Consider the following 21,267-nt stretch of genomic DNA (forward strand, 5'->3'; position numbering starts at 1 on the left):
TTATTGTGCTCCTTTCAGATAGCCTAATCCTTCAAGTTTATTCACGACCTGAATGGCACATTCTTCAATAGAGTATTCTGCAGTTTTGATATGAATTTCAGGATTAACCGGAGCCTGATATTCTGAATCAATACCGGTGAACTGCTTAATTTCACCGGCACGGGCTTTTTTATACAGTCCTTTGGGATCGCGAGATTCACATATATCGAGAGGGGTATCGACAAACACCTCTAAAAACGGGTCAGGTTCCAGAATTTTGCGAACTTGTTCCCGGTCGCTAATAAATGGGGAGATAAATGCCGTTAAAACAATAGAGCCAGAGTCAACGAACAGCTTGGCAACTTCACCAATACGGCGAATATTTTCGACTCTGTCTGTATCGCTAAACCCTAAATCTTTATTTAGCCCATGGCGGACATTATCACCATCAAGCAAATAACTGTACTTACCCTGTTGCATTAACTGGCTTTCAACCGCATTCGCGATAGTTGACTTTCCTGAGCCACTCAGTCCGGTAAACCAAAGCACAACCGGAGTTTGTCCTTTCTGGAGTACACGATCCTGATGCGTGACGGTAGAGTGATGCCAAACCACATCCCCCTTACTTTGGTGTTTTTTTTGTTCGTATGGTGAACTCATCAGAAGTATCCTTCGCGTTTTTTCTTCTCCATTGACCCTGAGCTGTCATTATCTATGACGCGTCCCTGTCTTTCTGAAGTGGTGGTCAGAAGCATTTCCTGAATAATTTCCGGGAGCGTGGTTGCCTGCGACTCGATAGCTCCGGTTAATGGATAACAGCCTAATGTTCTGAAACGGACCATTTTTTCTTCAATGACCTCACCTTCTTTTAATTTCATACGATCATCATCGACCATAATCAGCGTTCCATCTCGTTCTACGACCGGGCGTTTTTTCGCAAAATACAGAGTTGGAATCTCAATGTTTTCCAGATAGATATATTGCCAGATATCGAGTTCAGTCCAGTTCGATAATGGGAACACCCGGATACTTTCCCCCTTATTAACCCGACCATTATAGATATTCCATAGCTCCGGACGCTGGTTTTTTGGATCCCAGTGGTGGTGTTCATCACGGAACGAATACACTCGTTCTTTGGCTCGGGATTTTTCCTCATCACGGCGCGCACCACCAAAAGCCGCATCGAACTGATATTTATCCAGAGCCTGCTTTAACCCCTGAGTTTTCATGATATCGGTATGTTTTGCACTGCCGTGAACAAAAGGGTTGATATTCATTGCTAATCCTTCCGGATTTTGATGAACAATGAGTTTCATTCCTAATTTTTTTGCCATATAGTCCCGGAACTGAATCATTTCCTTAAATTTCCATGTGGTATCGACATGCATTAATGGAAATGGCGGGATGCCGGGAGCAAAAGCTTTTCGGGCAAGGTGTAACATGACTGACGAGTCTTTACCGACGGAATACAGCATGACGGGGTTATCAAACTCAGAAGCCACTTCACGCATAATATGAATGGATTCCGCTTCCAGTTGCTTTAAATGTGTCATACGTTTAGGTGTTAATGTCATTTTTTCTTCCTGACTGAACATTTTTCATGTTGGTTTACAAATAGAATAAACCCAGCATTGTTATTACGATGCTCCCATAAACGATGCTGATTGGGAGTCCGATACGCATAAAATCATTAAGACAGTAATTTCCTGCACTGTAAACCATCAGATTTGTCTGATAGCCATATGGGCTGATAAAACTGGCACTTGCACCAAAAGCAACGGCCAGTATATAAGGTTCTGGTGCAATATTTAAACTGGTCGATAAGCCATAAGCCACAGGAAAAATTAATGCAGCAGCAGCATTATTGGTCATCAGTTCTGTCATTAACCAGGTAATAAAGTAGATGGTGATTAATCCGATAAAGGGTGAAAATGAACAACTATTCGTTAACAGCCATTCATTCATAGAGTTCAGCGCTCCCGAATTTTGCAAAGCATTTGACATCAAAAGTGCAGAGGCAATGATTAACCAGATATTACGTGGCAGTCTCTGCATGATTTCGTTTGCAGACAGACAACCAGTAAAAATGAGCACTGCAAGTAATATTAATAATCCGTTAAACAGAGGGATAAGTTTGCATGCCGCCAGCATGATGACGAATAAAAAACCCCACACTGAAATCATTTCCCTGAAACCGGATAATACCTGTTCGGTTTCCACTGCGCCGGAAATTAAGTAGAAGTTCTTGTTAATGTTTCTGCGGGTATTGAAATCTTCCCCGGTTGCCAAAATAAGGTAGTCACCGGCTTTCAGTTCTATCTGCCCCAGTTTTCCTGAAAGTTTCTCTCCATCCCGTTTTATTCCTAAGACAGCCGAATCAAAAAGGGCGCGAAAACCCGATTCTTTAAGTGTTTGACCGACAAGGATACTTTCCGGTCGAATAAGCACTTCTGTCAGGTTATCCATCGGCAAGCCACTTTCTCCGGCAAAGGAGATTAAGCCATCAAATTCGGATAAACGTTGAATTTTTGTTATGTCTCCACTGAAAATTAAGCGATCATTGGAGCGTACTATTGTGTTAGGTGAGACGGGAGAAATAAGGCGGTTGTCTCTGATAATTTCCACAAGGAAAAGCTCTTCAAGATTTCTTAGCCCATTACCCTCAACACTACGATCAATGAGTTTTGAAGTCGGCATTACTGTCATATCAATAAAGTAGTCAGTAGCTAATTTTTTATCTTCTGCAATTGTTGGTAAATATTTAGATAAAAAATATAGAGTGATACCACCAAGTATCAAGATGATGCTACCGATTAAGGTAAAATCAAAAAATTCCAGAGGTGGTAACCCCATGTCGATAACCATACTGTTAACAATGAGATTCGTTGAGGTACCTACAAGAGTTAGCGTACCGCCCAAAATAGCGGCATAGGATAAAGGAATTAGTAGCTTGCTGGCTGGATGATGAATATTATTGCGTATAGGTGCCAGTAGGGTCGAAACGACAGCGGTATTGTTGAGAAATGCAGAAGTAATACTGGTAAAAATATATAAGCGTAGCCAGGTTGAATGATAACTGGGCGTGATGATTTTTCTTGCGATCCTCCGAAGCAGGGTCGTTTTTTCCAGTGCTAATGAGCAGGTCATTAACATAATAAGAGTTAACAATCCTATATTGGAAAAACTATCCAGTACCTGCTGTGTTGAAACCAGTTTTGTTGTAATCAGAACTAACAGAGAAACACCAAACACAATATGAGGTGTGTTCTGAAATTTGATTAAAGCCAGAATCGTCAAACAGAATATAATGATTGTGAGAGCAGAATTACCAATAAAAAAATGCATATTTAATGTTAATCAGACTTTGTTTCTGATTGAGCCAGCATAAACCTCAGATTACCACTATTAGCTTTCTCAATTATTCGTTATATAAGAAAACTAAGTATACTGCATTCCTATATTATTTATATTGGTGTTTTGTTTGTAAGGATCGCTTTTCTGTTTTAGTCTCAAAATAGAAAAGCGATTTCAGGTGATATTTCCTATTTTTGCCCCTGGAAGCCTTGGATTCTATAGTTTTAACGACTGAATTTTATTTAAGACTGTTGTTACCAAATCTCTTGCTTTCTCTATAGAATCGGACTCGGCATAGCATCTGAGTTCAGGAGCATTGCCTGATGGTCTCAGGTGTATGATATCTCCCGTCGATAAGGTAAAACGAACACCATCGAGTGAATTAATGTCAGAAACGGCAATATCTCTAAACCCTAAGTCATCGATAAATTTTTGTGGAGAGAGGTTTGATTGGTGAACTATATTTTCACTTTGTTCTTTCGGAAATTCTTTTAAACGATCACTGTTTGTGAAACGTTTCGGTAATTTGCTAACCAGTGAAGAGATGTGAACGTTTTTCTGTTTTGCTAAATAAAGCAGCATAATAAATGGTAAAACAGCATCACGTGTTGGAAGGGCGGAAATCACTTGTCCAGAAAAAGGGACATCAGAGCCTAATAAGAATCCGCCATTGGCTTCAAATCCTGCGACGGATGAGTATTTACGAGTTAGTGATGCGAATTCATCAATTACGTATGGCGAGCCGATTTTAGTTCTTGATGTGTGTTTAAAATAAGAGGTTAATTCAACAGATGTATTGCAACTAACCGGTATGGCAAGTGCCTCAATTGATAAAGCTTTTGCTGCTAGTATTCCCAGAATATCGCCGCGTAGCCATTGACCATTTTCATCGGCGACCAGGGGACGGTCTCCGTCGCCATCCGTTGAAAAAATAGCATCAAACTGATACTTCTCTGACCACTTTATTGCCCGCTTTTGGTCATCTTCTGTGACTGCCTCTGTATCAATTGGCACAAACTTATCAGTCCGGCCCAGTGAAATAACATCGGCTCCCAGATCCGAAAATAATTTTGAATATAATTCGCGACCCGCACTGGAGTGCTCATAAATACCTATTCTGAGACCAGATAACGTGTTGGTGTCGAATAAGCTGGTATAACGTGTTATATAATCTAATCCACCATAAGGATTGATTTCTATATCCGTAATTTCGTTAATTGGATTGAATTCTTCCCGGGCATTGACAATGGCTTGCTCATCTCTTTTATCGATTTCTCCGTCGGGTCGGTAAAACTTAAGGCCATTCCTGTCAAATGGGATATGGCTTCCTGTCACCATAATGGATGGTATGGATTGTTTCATTGCCGTATAGGCCAATGCCGGTGTAGGGATGACACCATAAAATACCGGTTTTATATTTCGTTGTTTCAGCGTCTCAGCACAACTCATGGCCATATCATAACTGCTTGGGCGGTTATCAATAGCCAGAGCAACGGAATCAAATTCAAATGAATTTTCTATGTGAGAAACAAAAGCGTGAGTAAAGGCGGCGCAGGCATTAACCGAAAATTGAGAGACTAAACCCCGGGCGCCGCTGGTACCAAAATTAATACCACTTTTGGCAATAACTTCAGAAGTTAGCATGCTGGACTTGTTAGTTATCATTTTAACCACTTATTTTTATAGTCGACCATAGCGGTCTTCAAAACGAACAATATCATCTTCTTTTAAATATGATCCGGATTGGACCTCGATCATTTCTAGCGGTACTTTCCCTGGGTTTTCTAACGCATGTACCGTTCCGACCGGAATATACGTCGATTCATTTTCTGTAACCAGAAACGTTTTATCGCCGTTTGTCACTTTGGCTGTACCACTGACCACAATCCAGTGTTCCGCTCTGTGATGATGCATTTGTAGCGATAGCTTTTCGCCAGGCTTTACCATGATATGTTTGACCTGATACCGGGTGCCATTATCAATAGATTCGTATTTACCCCAGGGGCGATAGACTTCTCTATGCAATATGTGTTCAGAACGACTGGCTTCTTTTAGTTTAGCTACAATTGCTTTTACATCTTGTACTTTATCTTGGTGGGCAACCAAAACAGCGTCTTTTGTTTCAATGACGGCCATGTTTTCTAAACCGATGGTTGCAACTAAACGGGACTCACTGCGGATAAAACAGTCCTTTGAATCGATCTGTATGGTATCGCCATAAGTTGCATTACCCTGATCATCTTTTTCGCTAACATCCCAAAGGGCACTCCATGACCCTACGTCGCTCCATCCTGCATCTAAAGGCACAACGACAGCATTCGATGTTGATTCCATAACGGCATAATCTATAGATTCAGAAGGGCAATCGAGAAAAATTTGTTTATTTATTCGGATAAAATCTTTGTCGCTATCTATAGATGAATCGACCAATGCCTGACTGCAGGCATTATTTATGTCCGGTCTGTATTTTTTCAATTCTGATATGTATTTTGATGCTTTAAAGAGGAATATACCGCTGTTCCAATAATAATTACCGCTTTCCAGATATTGCTGAGCTGTTGTTTTATCGGGTTTTTCAACAAAGGTTTCAACAGTGAATCCCTGTTCAATGGCAGAACCCTGTTTAATATAACCATAACCGGTATGAGCATGTTGAGGAACCACACCAAAAGTCACCATTTCTCCGCTATTTGCTAGTGGAATCGCTTTATTTATTGCTTCAATAAATTTTTCTGGTTCTTGAATTAGATGATCGGCAGGAAGAACTAATAATAAAGGATCGTTTTTAGCAACGGAATGAGCCGCTAGCGCTATTGCGGGTGCCGTATTTCGTCCGGCTGGCTCTAATATTATGCTTCCCAGTTGATTTATCTGATTTAGTTGTTCTGCAACAATAAACCGGTGCTCTTCACTACAGATGGTAATCGGTAATTGACAGTCAAGATCTTTTATTCGCATTAACGTCTGTTGAAGCATTGAAAGCTTCTCGGATTGTAATGCCAAAAACTGTTTGGGGTATAGTGAGCGTGATACCGGCCACAACCGGGAACCGCTGCCACCAGCAATAATGGTTGGTATTATCAAAATGATCCCTTTATATCTACTTTAAATTTTTCAGTAAAATAATACTGTTCAATAGAGTAAGCTGTAAACCATTTCATAATAACGCCCATAATAGTCAAGCACAAAGTTATGATGGTTATTAGGTTAGTACATAGTCATGTTTAATCCATTAAGACGCATTGAGGATTAAACATGATTCAGTATGTGCATTTTGTGAAAATTAGTTACGTATGGGTCTGGTATACCAGGGCGCTCTGGCGTCTGTCATGCCATATAAGTTAAATTTCTGTCCCAGTTTTTGTCCCCCATCACGGGTCAGAGGTTGCCATGAAATATTGGCACGACTGGTACTTGGTTTAACCGTCATTAAGTCGAATGGTATAGAGATATAGAATCCTTTGGTAAAGCTGCCTTCCCCATATTCTGAAGCAGAAAGATTGGTTTTTGTTGCGTAAACCCCAGCAATGACGCCACTGGAAAATTGTTTAGAAAAATCGACGGTGACACCTTTGTCTTCAGCTAAATATTGCCCGGCGCTTATTTTTAATAATGAATTATCAAATGCGGACCAGAATTTAGGCTGCCAGTACAAAGTTGCATGGCCGGTCAGGGTGCCTGTCTGAACAAAGTAATTTCGGCCAATGGTAGGATCGTAGTGAGTTTCTTTATCATAAATGCCAAAGACAGTATCTGGATCTCTTTGCTTAACGTAAGCGCCATTCAGGCCAATTGCCCAGTTTGTATTCATTGGTCTGTACAGAATTTCACTGCCAGCCCCGGCAAACATGGATTCCAAATAGCCGGCATAGGCTTGGGTATAAATATTATCACCAAAGTGGTCAAGATACGTTAGCTGTAAATTACTGATACGAAATGTTTGGTTAAAGTATTTACGAGCTAATGTTCTGACTCTTTTCAATGTTGTGCCATCTGGCGGTACGGTATATTTGAATTTGTCGTAGTTATCAAAGACGTTTCCGTACAGACTACTTGAGAAAAGAAAATGGTCATTTAACCGGTATCCGGCATTCGCTTTTACGCCAATTGCGTACATATAAAAACTTTCAGACCCGCCGAATGATTGCTGTAAGACTGGAGATAAACCAAAATTCCAGTCTTTTTCAGGCGTTGTGATTTTTTCCCCTTGAATGGGAGAAGGTTGTTGCTGGTAACTTGCGTCATTAAACGTTGCATTCGGGTAGTCTGCGTCGGCGACCCGTTTGAATGCATGAGCGTTAATTACTGTCTCTGTCAGTGCCTGGCTATTCGACGTTTCGATAATATGGTAAGTATCGGAATTAATACCACTATTGGCGATTAGCAAAGATGCACGCTCTTCTGCTTCCTTTCTATCACGGTATTTACGTTGAGAGCCTTTAATTGTCAGGCTTTTATCACTCTGATAGATCGAAAGATCTTTATATCCTGCGATTTTTTTCAGATCTTCAGAAAGCTTCTGCCACTCTTCATTGGTCAGTGTAGGGCTAGCATGCTTAGGTTGGTAATCCGGTTTTTTTTCATCATCCCAGTTCGGACGAAGCTTATCGAAATTCGTACCTAAGGAAATGCCAGCTGTTAATGTGTTTCCCCGTTCATAGCTAAGGCGCAGGCGTGCCCAGTCAGCCATAGTGTAAATCAGACCAATATTCCACGGTGTGTTAACCACCATGACATCGGCACCTCTCGTGACGGGAAAATCACTGCGGTAGTCATTTGCGTCGTATTCTACCTTAATGGTCAGAGGAGAATAGGGCGTTTGATATTCGATACCGCCAAACAGTGATTTACAACCGGTAAACATCCGGGCCAGATCCACACTGCCACCGTTACCTGTGTATCCTGTTCCTCGTCCACAATCGTAGCCGGTTTTTTCTGCGCCAAGGTTATTGCGGTTACCGATATAGCCCCAGCCAATACCAAGGGTAAAATCCAAAGGCCCAAGTTGTTTACTGCCCACAATATATTCGCTATCAAACAATCCGGTACCACCAATGTCTCGAAGCCCTACAGCAACCTGAGGCAATAATTTTCCTTCATTAAGAAGCACGGCTTTCACATCGATGGACTTGTCGGTGTAATCAGTATCGCCACTAAAGCTTTCATCTTGGCTGTACAGTAATTCATGAACCTGAGTATAGCGGATGTTGGTTTCCAGCCAGGGGAAGAGTTGTAGGGATACGGTATAGTTAAGGTAGTCATCATTATTAGTGATACCAAAAGTAAATTCACCATCATCCATTACTCGTGCCGTTGGCATCTGCATCAAACCCACTCCGCCAAAATCCGATTGTGAGTGAATCAGAACAGGACCACTAAAGGGATCGGTATTGGCAAAAACCGGATGTCCAGGAAAGCAGACTACAATAAAAATGAGTAATGATAACGGAGATCGTCTGGTTGGGCGTATTTTTATCATCGTATGCGATTTCTCAGTAATTCAATAATGAGTTGGTTTGGATCTTCCATTGTATTCAGCGGATGCAAGGAAGAAGAGATAAAAGAAAAGGGCACATACAGAATAGCTCCTGGAGCAATATCCTGAAAATGAAGGATGCCTTCCTGTTTCACCAGATGGGTTTCAATTTTTCCGTCCGGCTGTATAACAGTAACCTCTGTATTCACGTTGTCCATGTTGTCAGTATCGTTTAAATAGAAACGCGCACTTTTAAAATTATGCCACTGATATATGCCTGGGTTAAATACGTTGCCCATAATGGTGATGCTGTTTGTATGTTTTCCGGATTTTAGCAGAATGCGCCACTTGCCTTTGAGGCGAGGGTTTAAACGAGGATTTAAACGGGTAATGTCCGGATCAAGGGGCATCAGTATTCTGTGGCCAAATGTCGATTTTTTGATAAACTGCATTAAACCCTGCAAAGTATATTTTGTCTGGTTATCTGCCAGGTCATATTGATCGACCAATATGTCCATCACTCTTTTTTTGAGTTGCTCCGGTGACGATAGATCGTAAATACGGGAGTTTAACCAGTCGATATTTTGTTGACGAAGACCTAATGCTGTAAGGGTTGTTAATACGGCTTTATCCGCTCTTGGTACCTGTTTAAAGCGAAGCTGGCGTTCGAATTGGGTAGAATAGTTGGGAACAAACGAACCATACTGAACATTAATTATGGTTGGCGTGGCTTGAATAAGCGGAACATAAAGCAAGCAGCTCAGAAGGGCGCAGGTTCGGAAAAAATAATGCATTTACTGATCTCCGTAATAAGGTTTCGCTATGGACAGCATGATTTTTTTTGAACCTGGAAAAAGGTATTGTTTACTTATTTCAACATGACCATTTTGTGGATTTAGCCAGTAGTCATTTTGGTACGTTGAGTTAAGTGCTGGAATGGTTACTTGTTCAACTACATGTAAAAGAGACTTTGCTTTTGTGAGAATCTCTTTTTCTTCAATATCTTTAACCATAAATTTGGATATTGCCTGATAATTCGAGTGGTAACCGGGTTGCCAGCTAATTTGGTAATGCCATTCTTTCGGGGTGTTTGCTTTTGTCAGGTTTAACGACAACGGATCCGGCCGGGATGAACGTAATGAAATCAGGTTTCCTGCTTTTAAATTAACGGTCTTGATGACTCTGCCACTTTTTGTGGCGATGAGTTCTTTACTAGCAGACAGCCATTTCAGAGTATGTGGTGATGATTTACCTTCGACCCAGGTTAAAATCAATAATGCTTCGGGGTTATCCCCTAACCGGGTAAGCATACTGGCATAGGGGATAGTATAAATTTTTGTTGGTGAGATATTAGTATCTATGGGGCCGATAAAAGCGGATTTCATTGTGTCTGATAAATCTTGTGTGTTCTGAGAACAGCCAGACAAACACAATAAAAGCCACAGAGAAAAAATAAAATATAGATAGCGAATCATACCCGAATACAGATTCCTTAGTTGAGACGTAAAAAAACAGCCGCCGTGACAGCAGCTGCTTTTGATGCTTGTGTATAACACTATTGAGCAGAACTAACAGAAGTGGTGGTTGCTGTAGTGTCATCATCATCATTACTACTAACTACGGCTGCAGCAGCAACCGCCGCCGCTGCGACACCAGCCACCGCTGCAGCTGAAATTCCTCCGACAGCAGCCCCTGCAGCCCCTGCTGCTCCACCTGCTGCAACACCACCACCAGCAACACCTGCGCCTGCTCCGGCACCAGCACCAGCGCCTGCTCCGGCACCAGCGCCTGCTCCGGCACCAGCTCCACCTGTTGACGTTGTAGCTCCAGCACCTGCGCCAGCACCAGTAGCTGCGAATGTTGGAGCAGTCATTCCCAAGGCAATTATTAAAGCCATTGCGATTTTCTTCATAGCCTATTCCTTTACTGATATATCATTATTAACATCGATGTTAAAAGTTGATTAAACTTTCAACAACATTGTAGACGGTCTTGAGGTTATATTGTAGTGATTTAATCATCTTTTATTGGATTTCAATACCATATGCGCCATATCTAATTTTCAGTGATAGATGTATTGTTATGTGAATGAGATGCTTCGGTTTCCAAATGAGGTGTTGTCATATTTTCTAAGTAATTTAAAACGTAATAATACCCAATGAAGCAAATCATAAAACCAATAAACATCCATTCATCAGCAATATTAGCGTATTCTCCGAAAATACCGATGAGAGCAAAAAAAGCACCAAGTGAAACAATAATGACTAAAGTTTGATAAGTGCTAAATCCAATGCGTTGAAGTATATGGTGAAGATGCCCCCGGTCTGGTTTTAATGGTGAACGGCCTTGTAGCATGCGCCTTATCATAATTGCGGTCATATCCATTAAAGGAATTGCAATAATCCATAATGCGGTAACGGGTTTCATTGACACATTTGATATTACCGTTGAAGTATTGGTTTGGCTCAGCGCCATTAAGAGCCACACAACGGTAAACCCGATCACCATACTGCCTGCATCTCCCATAAACACTTTACGTTTTTTTCCACAGTAGCCTAAATTCATGGCGATATAAGGTAGAAGAGTCGTAATGATTATCCAACAAAATTGCGCTAGCATCGTCTGTTGCTGAATTGTTAATAATATACCTAAGCTTGAGAAGGTGACAATGGCTAACCCTCCCAGAAGGCCATCAATTCCATCGACCATATTGAAGGCGTTGATTGCACCGATAACAGCGATTATTGTTACTATTACCCCCCAGCTCCCCAGTTCGATATTGCCAGAGCCCAGTAAATTGCCAAAGGATTCAAGAGATAGGTTTCCTTTATATAACACTAATACAGATAAGGCGGCTTGTATTCCCATCCGCAGAGAAACACTTAAATCATATTTATCGTCCAGAGCACCCAAAAGAGCAAGGACGATAATACAAAAAAGATATAAATCTACATGTTGTAAAAGGTCCGGATTGATAGTCAGAATACAGACTAGTGTTACGGTAATGGCAATACCTCCGACTAATGGAATTGTTCCGTGATGCTGCTTTCTGGTATTAGGGATATCAACTAAGTCAATCTTTTGAGCTACTTTTCTCAAGAAGAACAGTGAAACAAAAGAAACAAAGAAGATACTGATTAACATAGGTAACATGAGTTTAACTGTCCTTGTTTGTGCCATTCATTACTATAGATCTAATGCTGTTCACATTTTATCTACAATTAATGTTCACATACGTAGTGTAGGATAAAAAAGTATATTTTTTTATTGAATTTCTAAATTTCTAAATTTCTTGATTCTAAATAGCTGTTCCTAAATGTAGTTCACCGAAGAATAAAAAGAAAGGAACCTGGTAGCGTTAGCGCGATTTGATAAGTTGCCAAATAAAGAAAACGAACAAAACAGTACCGAGAGCCATGATTCTAACATTACCTAAACGTGCGAAGCGACGCCGAATTATCAAAAAAAATGCTTGAAAAAAGAGATAAATACTATTATGACGTTTGAATGTCATACTAGCTGACGGACATACTGGCATCTGGAGGCCTGCTACTTATTGACCGTCCATCGGTCAACCGAATCCGAAATCAGGTGCAGACAGGATGAATAAGGGAAAGATCAACAAAAGAAAGTGGCTACGCCGGGGTAAATGCCAAACATTATATGGCTGGAGCGCTGCATATGATAACAGAGAAAGTTACATATGTTTCCAGCACTAGTAAGAGCTTCGAGCTGTTTATTGCGAAGCTTGAAACGCCAGTACCGTCGGGCAAAAACAATCATGTTGATCGTTGACAATTACATCAATTATAAAAGTAAAAAGTCCCAGAGTTGGTTGAAGTAAAATCCAAAATTTATTCTTCTGTTTCAGCCAGTTTATCCTCTGTAGGTGAATAAAATAGAGAAACTTTGGCACGCTTTGTATGAGACGTTGACCCAGAATTATCAGTGTGAAAATATGTAGCAATTATTACGGTGAGTACGTTACTTATCTGGATAACATATTACCATTCCTCGGTAGTTGTTACGGTCCGATAAAAGTGAAGTATAATTAGGAGCAGTTATTTAGGTAATATTTAACAAATTTTTTTGTAAATTAGATTTATAAACTCCTTGTTTTTTATCTCTGAATCAAAATAAACTTCAGCATGTTTTCTGCAAGAGTGTCTTAGATTATTTAAAACTTTTCTATCTAACAGATATTCGGTCACTTTCATTAATTCATTAATGTTTTTTAGTGGCACTTTATAGCCGTTTATTCCATTTTCTATAGCATCACTTACTCCTGGAACATCATATCCAATTGAGGGTATACCCATTGAACTAGCTTCCATAATACAAACAGGAAACCCTTCCCTAATAGATGGAAGTAACAATATATCTGATGATTCATAATAATGTGTTATTTCTTTTGTATATCCAATAAAATTTATTTTACTCTTATATTCCTTTTTTATGTTATTTATTGATTCTTGATTTAAAGATGTAGGGTTATTAGGATATATACTCCCAACTACTGTTAAACATATGTCATATTTTTTTTCTAGTTGTTTAAATATGTGTATAGCATCATTTATTCCTTTATCTGAAATTAATCTACCAACAAACAATAAGTTGAATTTTTCTCTTATATCTTTTTTTCTTGGTTTGAATTTATCAATATCAATACCTATACCATTAGACACATAATCATCTGGATTACCTAATATAAATCTATCTGATTTATTGCAAAATAACCGTATAAATCTTTTTCTATTCAGAAGAAATTTTAGTATTTTTTGAGCAAGAGTCGATTTTGCGATGAAGCTCCCTAGTCCTTCAGTATATATAAAACAAGGTTTTTTTGTAAAAATTAAACTTGGGTATATTAGAAGTGTTGTAACTATAAAATGACTAATTATTGTAGAGCCCATCAGTACATGTTTCAAAGTTAAAAAGTTCATTGTGATAATAGAGTGTAGAAGATTAAGTATTGATGTATGACTTCTTATACCATATACATGAGCCCCAATCTCCTCCAGCTTTAATTTTGATTCTGTGTCATCATTGGGAGCTATGATATAAACATCTCCTAATGAGATTAATATTTTTATATAACTCGCTCGAAATAGGTAGGTTGTTTTTATTGAGTTTTGAATAATAGTAAAAGTGTGTTTTTTCATATCTTTTGGAAAATAATTTGTAAGCTTTGTATATATTTTTGAATGTCATGATTCATTTTTATTACTAAGATTGCTTTTTTAGACATGCTCTCATAAGTATTGTCATCAATTAAGAGTTTATCAATTTCTTCTGCTAATATATCTATATTATACGGAGGGACAAGAACTCCACAAGTACTATTAACGACATTTGGAATACCACCAACAGAATAACAAACAGGAACATTGCCTAATGACATCGCTTCCAATAAAGATATTGGTAATCCTTCATATTGGGATGTCAGGCAAAATATATGAGAACATGCTAAGTATTGCAGGACCTCAGTATTACTTTTTGGGCCAAGGTAAAATATATCTTTTTTTCTATAAGATTTTTCTATTTCATTTTTTAAATTAACATAGTTATCTCTTCTATCGCCAATTATTATTAGTAAAGTATCTTTATTACTTAATTTATTAAATGCTTCTATAAGGTGGGTTTGATTTTTCACAGTGCTAGTGTTTGCAATATTGATTATTATTTTTTTTCCTTTAGATATGTTTCTTATTTCTTTTTGTATTGCTGAATTATCAAGGTTTGGAATCTGTATAGGATTCTTTAATACAATGCCTCTACAACCATTGGACTTATAAACTTGTTCTGAACAACATATAACAATAGATATTAGGCTATATGTTAATTTGTTTAACAATCTGGTTATTGAATTATAGTTTTCCCATACGGAGTGTTCCAAATAGATTATTTTTCTTTTAAAGCCCAATAATCTACTAAAGCAGGATATAATAGGCGAATTGTCAAATATTATATTGAAATTTTCTTTTTTTAATTTTAAATAATAGTTTATCACTGTTTTTAATAAACAAGTAGTTGATAATTTACCTATAAATTCTACATATGCGCCTGCTTTAGTTAGTTCATTATAGTAATCATCCTTATGACTTTCAAAATAATATATATGTATATCATATCCTAATTTCACTAGTTCTTTTGTAATAGTTAAAATATATGTTTCCGCACCACCTCTCTGTAATGTTTTTGTGGTAATACATATTTTTAGATTGCTATTATTCATTGTGTTTTTACAATTTTCTTATAGCTGTCGCTGTTTTATTATTATGATTGATAATATATTTATCTTTCAGTAAATTATTTATATCGCTAAAGCAGCTTTCCCCTTCTCTTTCTGGAGAAATATCAATTACTATATATTTTGGACTGATTTCATCAAGGCCTAGAATCACTTCGTTTTCAAACCCTTCAGCTTCGACTTTCAATAAAGTAAAATCAGGATCAATTTGATAATCATGAAAAATGTCTTTTAGAGTGATTGCCTCTACAGGTATAGATTTACCATTGCTATTTTCTGTTTTTTCACTAAGTGAGTTATCAGTATGAGTTTTGGAAAGATATAATTTTAGTATTCCTTTTTCCTGGCTGAGTGCTTTTTGAAGTGATATAACTTTTTGCGGTAGATTTTTTTGTAAACATGAAAAAGTCAGAGGTGATGGTTCTATTGCGATAACTTTTTCTAGTGATTTGTATTTATCTAAAGCTGATAGAGTGACTCCTCCAATAAAAGCACCACAGTCAATGAAATACTTTGGTTTAATATCTATTTCTAGATTAAGAAAATATTTTTTTGTTAGGTGTTTTTTATAATTAAAGAAAAACAAATTAAATAGTTTATAATGAGCTTTTTCAGGAAAAAACAATTTCTCCTTATATATGTTATTATATAGGTACAGATTATTGATTTTTTTAAATAAGAATGATCTGTTAAATATATAGTTTGTAATTTTTTGAATTTTTTGTCTTTTTAAAAAATTATGCAACATTTTTGTTTCTATTTCCCTTCCAAGTTAAATAAACGTAGCTATTAAACGAAAAGTTTATAAGTGATGACATTAAGAAAAAATCTAACTTATATAAAAAAAATAATAAAAAAGTAAAGGAGTATGATAAAAGTAGTAATAGGTGATATTTTAGAATAAAAAGATTTGACTTAGTATTGTGTAACCATGCTCCTAACCAACCTCCAACTAATTTACTTGACAGAAATAGAGATATGCCAATTAATGGCAAATATGTGAATAAAACGTTACATTTACTAAAATGTAGCATTAAAACTATTGAATAAAATAGGAAGAAAAACAATGTAACGATTGAAAAAAAACAATGCCAATAGTAGAGTTCACTTTTATTTTTGATATTATATTCTTTAGTTTTAGATGCGGATTCATAATAATTTATATTGAAAAAATACTGTATTTTAGAAAATAAAGAAAAAATAAGTTTTATGATTTTAACTACAGATAGTAAATTAGGAGAAATAAGTGATATGATTAATTCATCAGATTGGCCAGAAATACTTGAATTTAAAGATCTAAAAATAAAATAGTATGAATGTTTAAAAGATTTAATATATAGTAAAGAACATGAATGAATTTCTTTTATTTCATTTTTATAAAAATAAAAATAAATCAAGAGAAGAGTAAACGTAATTATATTAAAATATGAAAATTCATTAAATATTAATGATAAAGGTAAAGACATAACAATAATTTCTGATTTTTTTATATCCCCACACCATTTCATGTAAAAAGAGAAACATAAAAGAGTTGGTACTATGTATAACCCCTGATCAATTAGAAATGTTATTGGATAATTTAACAATAAAAAAAATATTGAACCACCAAATAGAGTTTTTTTACAATAAATTTTTCTGAATTTCTTTGTTTCAAATAATATTGGGAATATAAACGATTTCGTAATATTACAAAGAAATAATACTAAGATGAAATTCTTTACGTCTATATCATTTTTATAATAATAGATAAAAGATGATGTTAATGTTATAATTATATTATAAATAATAAATTTCATTATTTCATTATTTCATTATTTCATTATTTTAGTATTTTATTCCAAACTTCTATCGGATGATAGAAAAATATATCGGTATAATTTTTATTTGAAGAGATCTTATCAAGTTGTTTAAATAGTCTTATATCTGAGCCTGGTAATATGATTGGTTTTAATCCATGAACTAAGCATTCAATATAGAAATTTGACATTCCTTCTTTCAATGATGAAACACAAAAATACTCGTATGACTTTAATATTTCTGGTAATTCCTTAGGGGTATAAACACCTCGATAAAATGATTTAGAGGAATTATCTATTGTTAAATTGAATTTTCTCACATAATTTTCATCCGAATCATGATTTTCGTTGTAAGGACCATAGAAATCAACTTTTTTGATATAAGGTATATTCTCTAAAAAAAATATTGATGCTATTTGTCTTTTTCTTTTTGAAATTACTCCTGAATGAATGACAGAACCCTTAGTTAATTCTTTTGCATCTGTTAAGTCTTTTTTTAAATCTGAAATATTGGGCAAGGTTATCTTATTGCATTTCTCTTTAGAGTAAACTATAGAATTTTCCTTTTCTTGTGGTATACCTTGTTCAATAAAAGTATTAATTCCTAATATGCATATTTTTTTTAATCCAATTTTCATCGAATTAAAGTCATCATAGCCTATACATGTCGACTGAAATATTATTTTTTTCTTAAAAGTCAATAGAGGTATAAGTAAGCAGCCCATCCACCAACCATGGAATATGTATATGTCATTTTCTTTATCTATGATGAATAACTTTAACAATCTTAATAAATCTATAAACCGTAGTTTTCTATTACTATTTTTAGCATCTCCATATACAGAAAAAGTGCTATGCTTTGCGTGAGTGTAATTAATTAATTTTTGGATTTGTATAGCTCTTCCAGAAAAACCTGAATTTATATTGATTCCAATGTGTAATACTTTTTTCATGACTTATTCTGCGTAATATGTTTTCAATGGCTAAATGAATAAATATTATAAACATTCCATTAAAGAAAAAACCATATATTGTAGCACTATCTATTCTTAATGAGTTTATAAAGAGAAATAATAATAATGCTTTTTTCATATCATTACCTATTATTTTTATTTTTATAATAATAAAAATAGGTAAGAAAGTTAAAATATATATTGTCGGTATACCGATAATACCAAAATACCACAAACCTTCAATTGCTAAAGGAAGACCTCCAGTTGTATTGTAAAGGTCTCCAATTAAGCGAGCTAAATGTGGTGTGCTCTCTATTGGTGATAAAAAATCTGGTATTAGACCTATTACTGGTGAAATTATTGTTTTATATGAAAAAAAAGAAATATCCTGAAATGAAGGATGATGTATGTATACCGAATATAATCTCCCAAATACAGTTGCTTCCCCCGAATGATTAAAGTACTCTAAATATTTTAGAGAAAGGAATCTGTCAACTAATTCATAGTTTAAACCAACAGCTCTTACATTATCGATAAATATTGCAATGAAAGCTCCAGTTATACCGAGAGGAATTAAAAATATATTACGAAATCCAATTCTTGACAATATTAATAGAAAATAAATTAAAGACGGATTTCTACCTAATGAAACTAGAACTACCATGGCAGAAAATCCTGCAGTGATATAGAAGGTATATCCTTTTTTTATTTCACTTAATAAATAAGGTATATACATGACTACTATAGCATAAAGAACCCCAGATCTATTATTAAACATTTTATATTTTAATCTACCAGGAAGTAGCCAAGCTTCGAATGGAAGAATAAAGTTAAGTGTTATTAATAAAAGCAGTATAGAAAAAATACAAGTTAGAAGTCTTTTTGATTTCGTATTGTTATTATAACTACTTAATGAGATTACTAAAAATGAAAAAGTAAGATAACTGGCTAAAACTACAAAATAAATATTAATATCATTATATGCTGAGTATCCGCCAATAGAATAAAGTGTTGATGCTATTAGAGAGATAGATAGTATGTAGGTTTTATTTTTGTTTAATTGCACTTTTTAAACTTCTTATTAATAACAAAAATCTTGTTGTAAATACTCTATGTAAGCTTACTATAATTTGCATAACTTCAAAGAAAAGAATTGAGATAAAATTGTGTTTTTTAGCCGTTCTATCCAAAACTATGGATTTTTGAAAAAAATATTTGTCAAAAATCTTTTCTTTTTTTATCTTGTGTGAAAACTTTTCCGCTACCTTATTATGCTGTTTTTTTGTGAATTCTGGTAAGTTTATAGCATATGTATCATCATTTTCTATAAGTTGCTCTATCTTTGGTATTTCAAGATAATTTATTGACCATGTATTTGTTTCATTGCTACTCATTTTTATTAATGTTAATCTTTTTTCGTAGTCTCTCATCATATCTACAATAGTTGTCGGTCCCCAGCTTATTTTTTTGTGAGATGCCCATACTTCATTTATATCTCGATAACAATATATTTTTGATATAAATGGATTGTTGATGTGTAGTGACATCTCTAAATTTAAAGGGCTAGTTTCGATAATGGTTCTATCTAGATTAGATGATAATTGGAGCCAAAAGTCACATAAACGAATGTTAGCGGTATCTGTCTCTAAAAGCTGAATTTTCATCAAAGCATTATATAAGGGTATATCATGGTTTTCTACTCTGTATGAGTTAAAAAATTGTTTGATAGCTTTAGAATAATTTTGGGGTTGATGTATAACAGTCATAGTTATAGGAAATATTTCAGGTAAAAAGTATCCATTAACTATTTTTGTTAAAACATAACCTAGTTTAGTTGTCCCTGAACGGTCAATTCCTCCGATTAGAATCACATTACTTGATTTTATAGTATCTACATTAATGTTCATTTGAAAAACCACTTATTGAAAGACTATTAATCTTAGATAAAATTATATTAGTATGTGTTTGAAAAGTTTTAGAGCATTCTCGAGATAAATTATAAATCCTTTGTTGTTGGTTTTTGAAAATATCACCATGAAGTTTATATGTTGTTAGACCAAAAGGTAACACTTTTTTTGTTTTTTTTACATCGTAATCTAAATATAATTTCAGTTGACTCAGATATATACTTAGTGATTGAGACAATAATCTTTCATTGATATTAAAATGTCTACTATCTGATATACTATCTAAACAAGATATTATCCATCTTATATTTGTTGGTTCATAATTTAAACAATTAATTAAATTTTCTTCTATAGTTCGTCTTTTTACAGTGATATTTCTAGAAATGGCATTAATTAAAGCTATTTTGTTAAGCTTATTATCATTTCCATTTTCTAATGCTATTTTTTGAATTCTTTTTTTTGAAAATAAACCATATTTAGAAAGAAAAATATACATGTACGATTTATTGTAATTTTTACGTTTTAAAGAGATTAAGAGTAGATTTAATTCAAGTGATTTAATTTTTTTCATCATAACTTTTTGATATTTTAATTGTTATTAAAGAAAATAAACTACCAAAAATAATGCCAAGAAGAGAACCTAGAATAACTAATGATATTCTCTTTGGTTTGAATTTTTCTTCAGGAATAAATGGTGGGTCTATAGTTTTAAATACAAATTCATCTTGAACTTCTGCCAACATCAGCTTTTTAGTTTGTTCTTCAATTAATTTATAAAAGGCGCTTTGCATATCGGCAACTGCGGTTTTTTCTAGTTGTTCTTTTAAGTAATTGAGGTTTTTAGTCGTCTCTGCGATAGTACGGTCCCGCATGACTTTATTGATATCTTCAACTAGCCAGGAAACCCATTGCTGAGCAAGGTAAGGAGAGTAAAAAGAGACACTGATTGTATACAGTCCAGAATCTTTGTTCTGTGAAACATTCAAAACATCTTTAGAGAATTTTTCATAGGCTTCTTGTGCTGAAGGCTTAATTCCTCTTAAGCCTTTTGGTTTTCGTAGCCATTTCTTATTACTGATGTCATATATTTCATCATTATAAATCAGTTTGTTGCTAGCTAAATCCCACCCCTTAGCTACCATCAGCGGAACAAGAAGATGATGCTCCTTGATAAACTGTTCAATAAACTGGCGTGACTGTAACACCTGCACCGCTAAATCAGCCTGGCTGGTTTGCCCTTTGGCAAGGTTCACGCCAGCTAAGCTGGCTAACCCTCCAAACTGAGATGCCATTTGCGACAGCCCACTATTGCCTGAATTATCGGCAGGCGCTAACAAAGCATCCGATTTATATGTATTGGGTAAATGGAGAGCATAAGCGACAGCCCCTGCTGCAAATATAATTGTTGTTAGTATAATGATCCACTTACCGTGCCATAGCGCGCCAAACAGTTCTCGTAAATCAATTTCATCATCTTGCTGGGCATAGTAGTGAGGGGGTTCTCTGTGGTCTGAATCTGTAAAAATGTCTTGCTTTGTCATAAATAACCTAT

General features: G+C 35.5%; 18 protein-coding genes and 1 pseudogene. 1 reads left to right on the plus strand and 18 read right to left on the minus strand.

From position 1 onward, the window contains the following. From cysC to wecA, 10 genes are all read right to left on the minus strand, one after another. Positions 1-639: an adenylyl-sulfate kinase gene (gene cysC, locus LRQ06_RS07665; protein ID WP_232765802.1), complete on the minus strand. Its 639-nt coding sequence runs from the start codon at positions 637-639 to the stop codon at positions 1-3. After that, positions 639-1,553 carry a sulfate adenylyltransferase subunit CysD gene (gene cysD / locus LRQ06_RS07670; RefSeq protein WP_232765803.1) on the minus strand — a complete coding sequence of 305 codons (915 nt, stop codon included), beginning with the start codon at positions 1,551-1,553 and terminating at the stop codon, positions 639-641. The genes cysC and cysD overlap by 1 nt, the downstream gene beginning before the upstream one ends. Before the next feature lie 34 nt (positions 1,554-1,587). Then, positions 1,588-3,324 (minus strand): SLC13 family permease, encoded by a 1,737-nt coding sequence (locus tag LRQ06_RS07675; RefSeq protein WP_232765804.1) that lies wholly within the window; start codon positions 3,322-3,324, stop codon positions 1,588-1,590. Between the two features lie 225 nt (positions 3,325-3,549). Then, positions 3,550-4,998, minus strand: coding sequence for a phosphomannomutase (locus LRQ06_RS07680; RefSeq protein WP_232765805.1), 1,449 nt, complete (start codon positions 4,996-4,998; stop codon positions 3,550-3,552). Between the two features lie 15 nt (positions 4,999-5,013). Further along, positions 5,014-6,417 carry a mannose-1-phosphate guanylyltransferase/mannose-6-phosphate isomerase gene (locus LRQ06_RS07685; protein ID WP_238483948.1) on the minus strand — a complete coding sequence of 468 codons (1,404 nt, stop codon included), beginning with the start codon at positions 6,415-6,417 and terminating at the stop codon, positions 5,014-5,016. Positions 6,418-6,616: 199 nt separating this feature from the next. Continuing rightward, the gene (locus LRQ06_RS07690) at positions 6,617-8,812 is read right to left on the minus strand and encodes a YjbH domain-containing protein (RefSeq protein WP_232765806.1); all 2,196 of its coding nucleotides are present in this window, start codon (positions 8,810-8,812) and stop codon (positions 6,617-6,619) included. Continuing rightward, positions 8,809-9,603, minus strand: coding sequence for a capsule biosynthesis GfcC D2 domain-containing protein (locus LRQ06_RS07695; RefSeq protein ID WP_232765807.1), 795 nt, complete (start codon positions 9,601-9,603; stop codon positions 8,809-8,811). The genes LRQ06_RS07690 and LRQ06_RS07695 overlap by 4 nt, the downstream gene beginning before the upstream one ends. After that, a complete protein-coding gene (locus LRQ06_RS07700; RefSeq protein ID WP_232765808.1) occupies positions 9,604-10,284 on the minus strand; it encodes a YjbF family lipoprotein in 681 nt (226 codons plus the stop codon). Between the two features lie 80 nt (positions 10,285-10,364). Next, entirely contained in the window at positions 10,365-10,721 is a 357-nt protein-coding gene (locus LRQ06_RS07705) for a hypothetical protein (RefSeq protein ID WP_232765809.1), read from the minus strand. A 143-nt stretch (positions 10,722-10,864) separates the two neighbouring features. Then, complete coding sequence (gene wecA / locus LRQ06_RS07710) at positions 10,865-11,962, minus strand: UDP-N-acetylglucosamine--undecaprenyl-phosphate N-acetylglucosaminephosphotransferase (RefSeq protein ID WP_232765810.1); 1,098 nt, start codon at positions 11,960-11,962, stop codon at positions 10,865-10,867. Between the two features lie 425 nt (positions 11,963-12,387). On the opposite strand from wecA, the pseudogene LRQ06_RS07715 reads away from it, so the two are divergent. Then, a pseudogene (locus LRQ06_RS07715) lies at positions 12,388-12,864 on the plus strand (transposase); the annotation flags it as partial. Positions 12,865-12,885: 21 nt separating this feature from the next. Here LRQ06_RS07715 and LRQ06_RS07720 read toward each other — a convergent pair. The 8 genes from LRQ06_RS07720 to LRQ06_RS07755 all read right to left on the minus strand — a co-directional run bounded on the left by LRQ06_RS07720 (position 12,886) and on the right by LRQ06_RS07755 (position 21,256). Further along, positions 12,886-13,971, minus strand: coding sequence for a glycosyltransferase (locus LRQ06_RS07720; RefSeq protein WP_232765811.1), 1,086 nt, complete (start codon positions 13,969-13,971; stop codon positions 12,886-12,888). Further along, positions 13,968-15,044, minus strand: a complete 1,077-nt coding sequence (locus LRQ06_RS07725; RefSeq protein WP_232765812.1) for a glycosyltransferase family 4 protein — start codon at positions 15,042-15,044, stop codon at positions 13,968-13,970. Before LRQ06_RS07725 ends, LRQ06_RS07720 begins: the two co-directional genes overlap by 4 nt. Positions 15,045-15,051: 7 nt before the next feature. Beyond that, entirely contained in the window at positions 15,052-15,684 is a 633-nt protein-coding gene (locus tag LRQ06_RS07730) for an FkbM family methyltransferase (protein WP_232765813.1), read from the minus strand. A 1,194-nt stretch (positions 15,685-16,878) separates the two neighbouring features. Then, positions 16,879-17,808, minus strand: a complete 930-nt coding sequence (locus tag LRQ06_RS07735; RefSeq protein ID WP_232765814.1) for a hypothetical protein — start codon at positions 17,806-17,808, stop codon at positions 16,879-16,881. After that, on the minus strand, positions 17,729-18,874 hold the full coding sequence (locus LRQ06_RS07740; RefSeq protein ID WP_232765815.1) for a hypothetical protein: 1,146 nt from the start codon (positions 18,872-18,874) through the stop codon (positions 17,729-17,731). The genes LRQ06_RS07735 and LRQ06_RS07740 overlap by 80 nt, the downstream gene beginning before the upstream one ends. After that, complete coding sequence (locus LRQ06_RS07745; protein ID WP_232765816.1) at positions 18,855-19,715, minus strand: hypothetical protein; 861 nt, start codon at positions 19,713-19,715, stop codon at positions 18,855-18,857. Before LRQ06_RS07745 ends, LRQ06_RS07740 begins: the two co-directional genes overlap by 20 nt. Next, positions 19,705-20,286: a hypothetical protein gene (locus LRQ06_RS07750; protein WP_232765817.1), complete on the minus strand. Its 582-nt coding sequence runs from the start codon at positions 20,284-20,286 to the stop codon at positions 19,705-19,707. The genes LRQ06_RS07745 and LRQ06_RS07750 overlap by 11 nt, the downstream gene beginning before the upstream one ends. Beyond that, a complete protein-coding gene (locus tag LRQ06_RS07755) occupies positions 20,273-21,256 on the minus strand; it encodes a Wzz/FepE/Etk N-terminal domain-containing protein (RefSeq protein WP_232765818.1) in 984 nt (327 codons plus the stop codon). Before LRQ06_RS07755 ends, LRQ06_RS07750 begins: the two co-directional genes overlap by 14 nt. Positions 21,257-21,267 lie beyond the last annotated feature (11 nt).

Origin of the sequence: Vibrio salinus (assembly GCF_021272385.1) — a bacterium.
Taxonomy (GTDB): Bacteria; Pseudomonadota; Gammaproteobacteria; order Enterobacterales; family Vibrionaceae; genus Vibrio; species Vibrio salinus.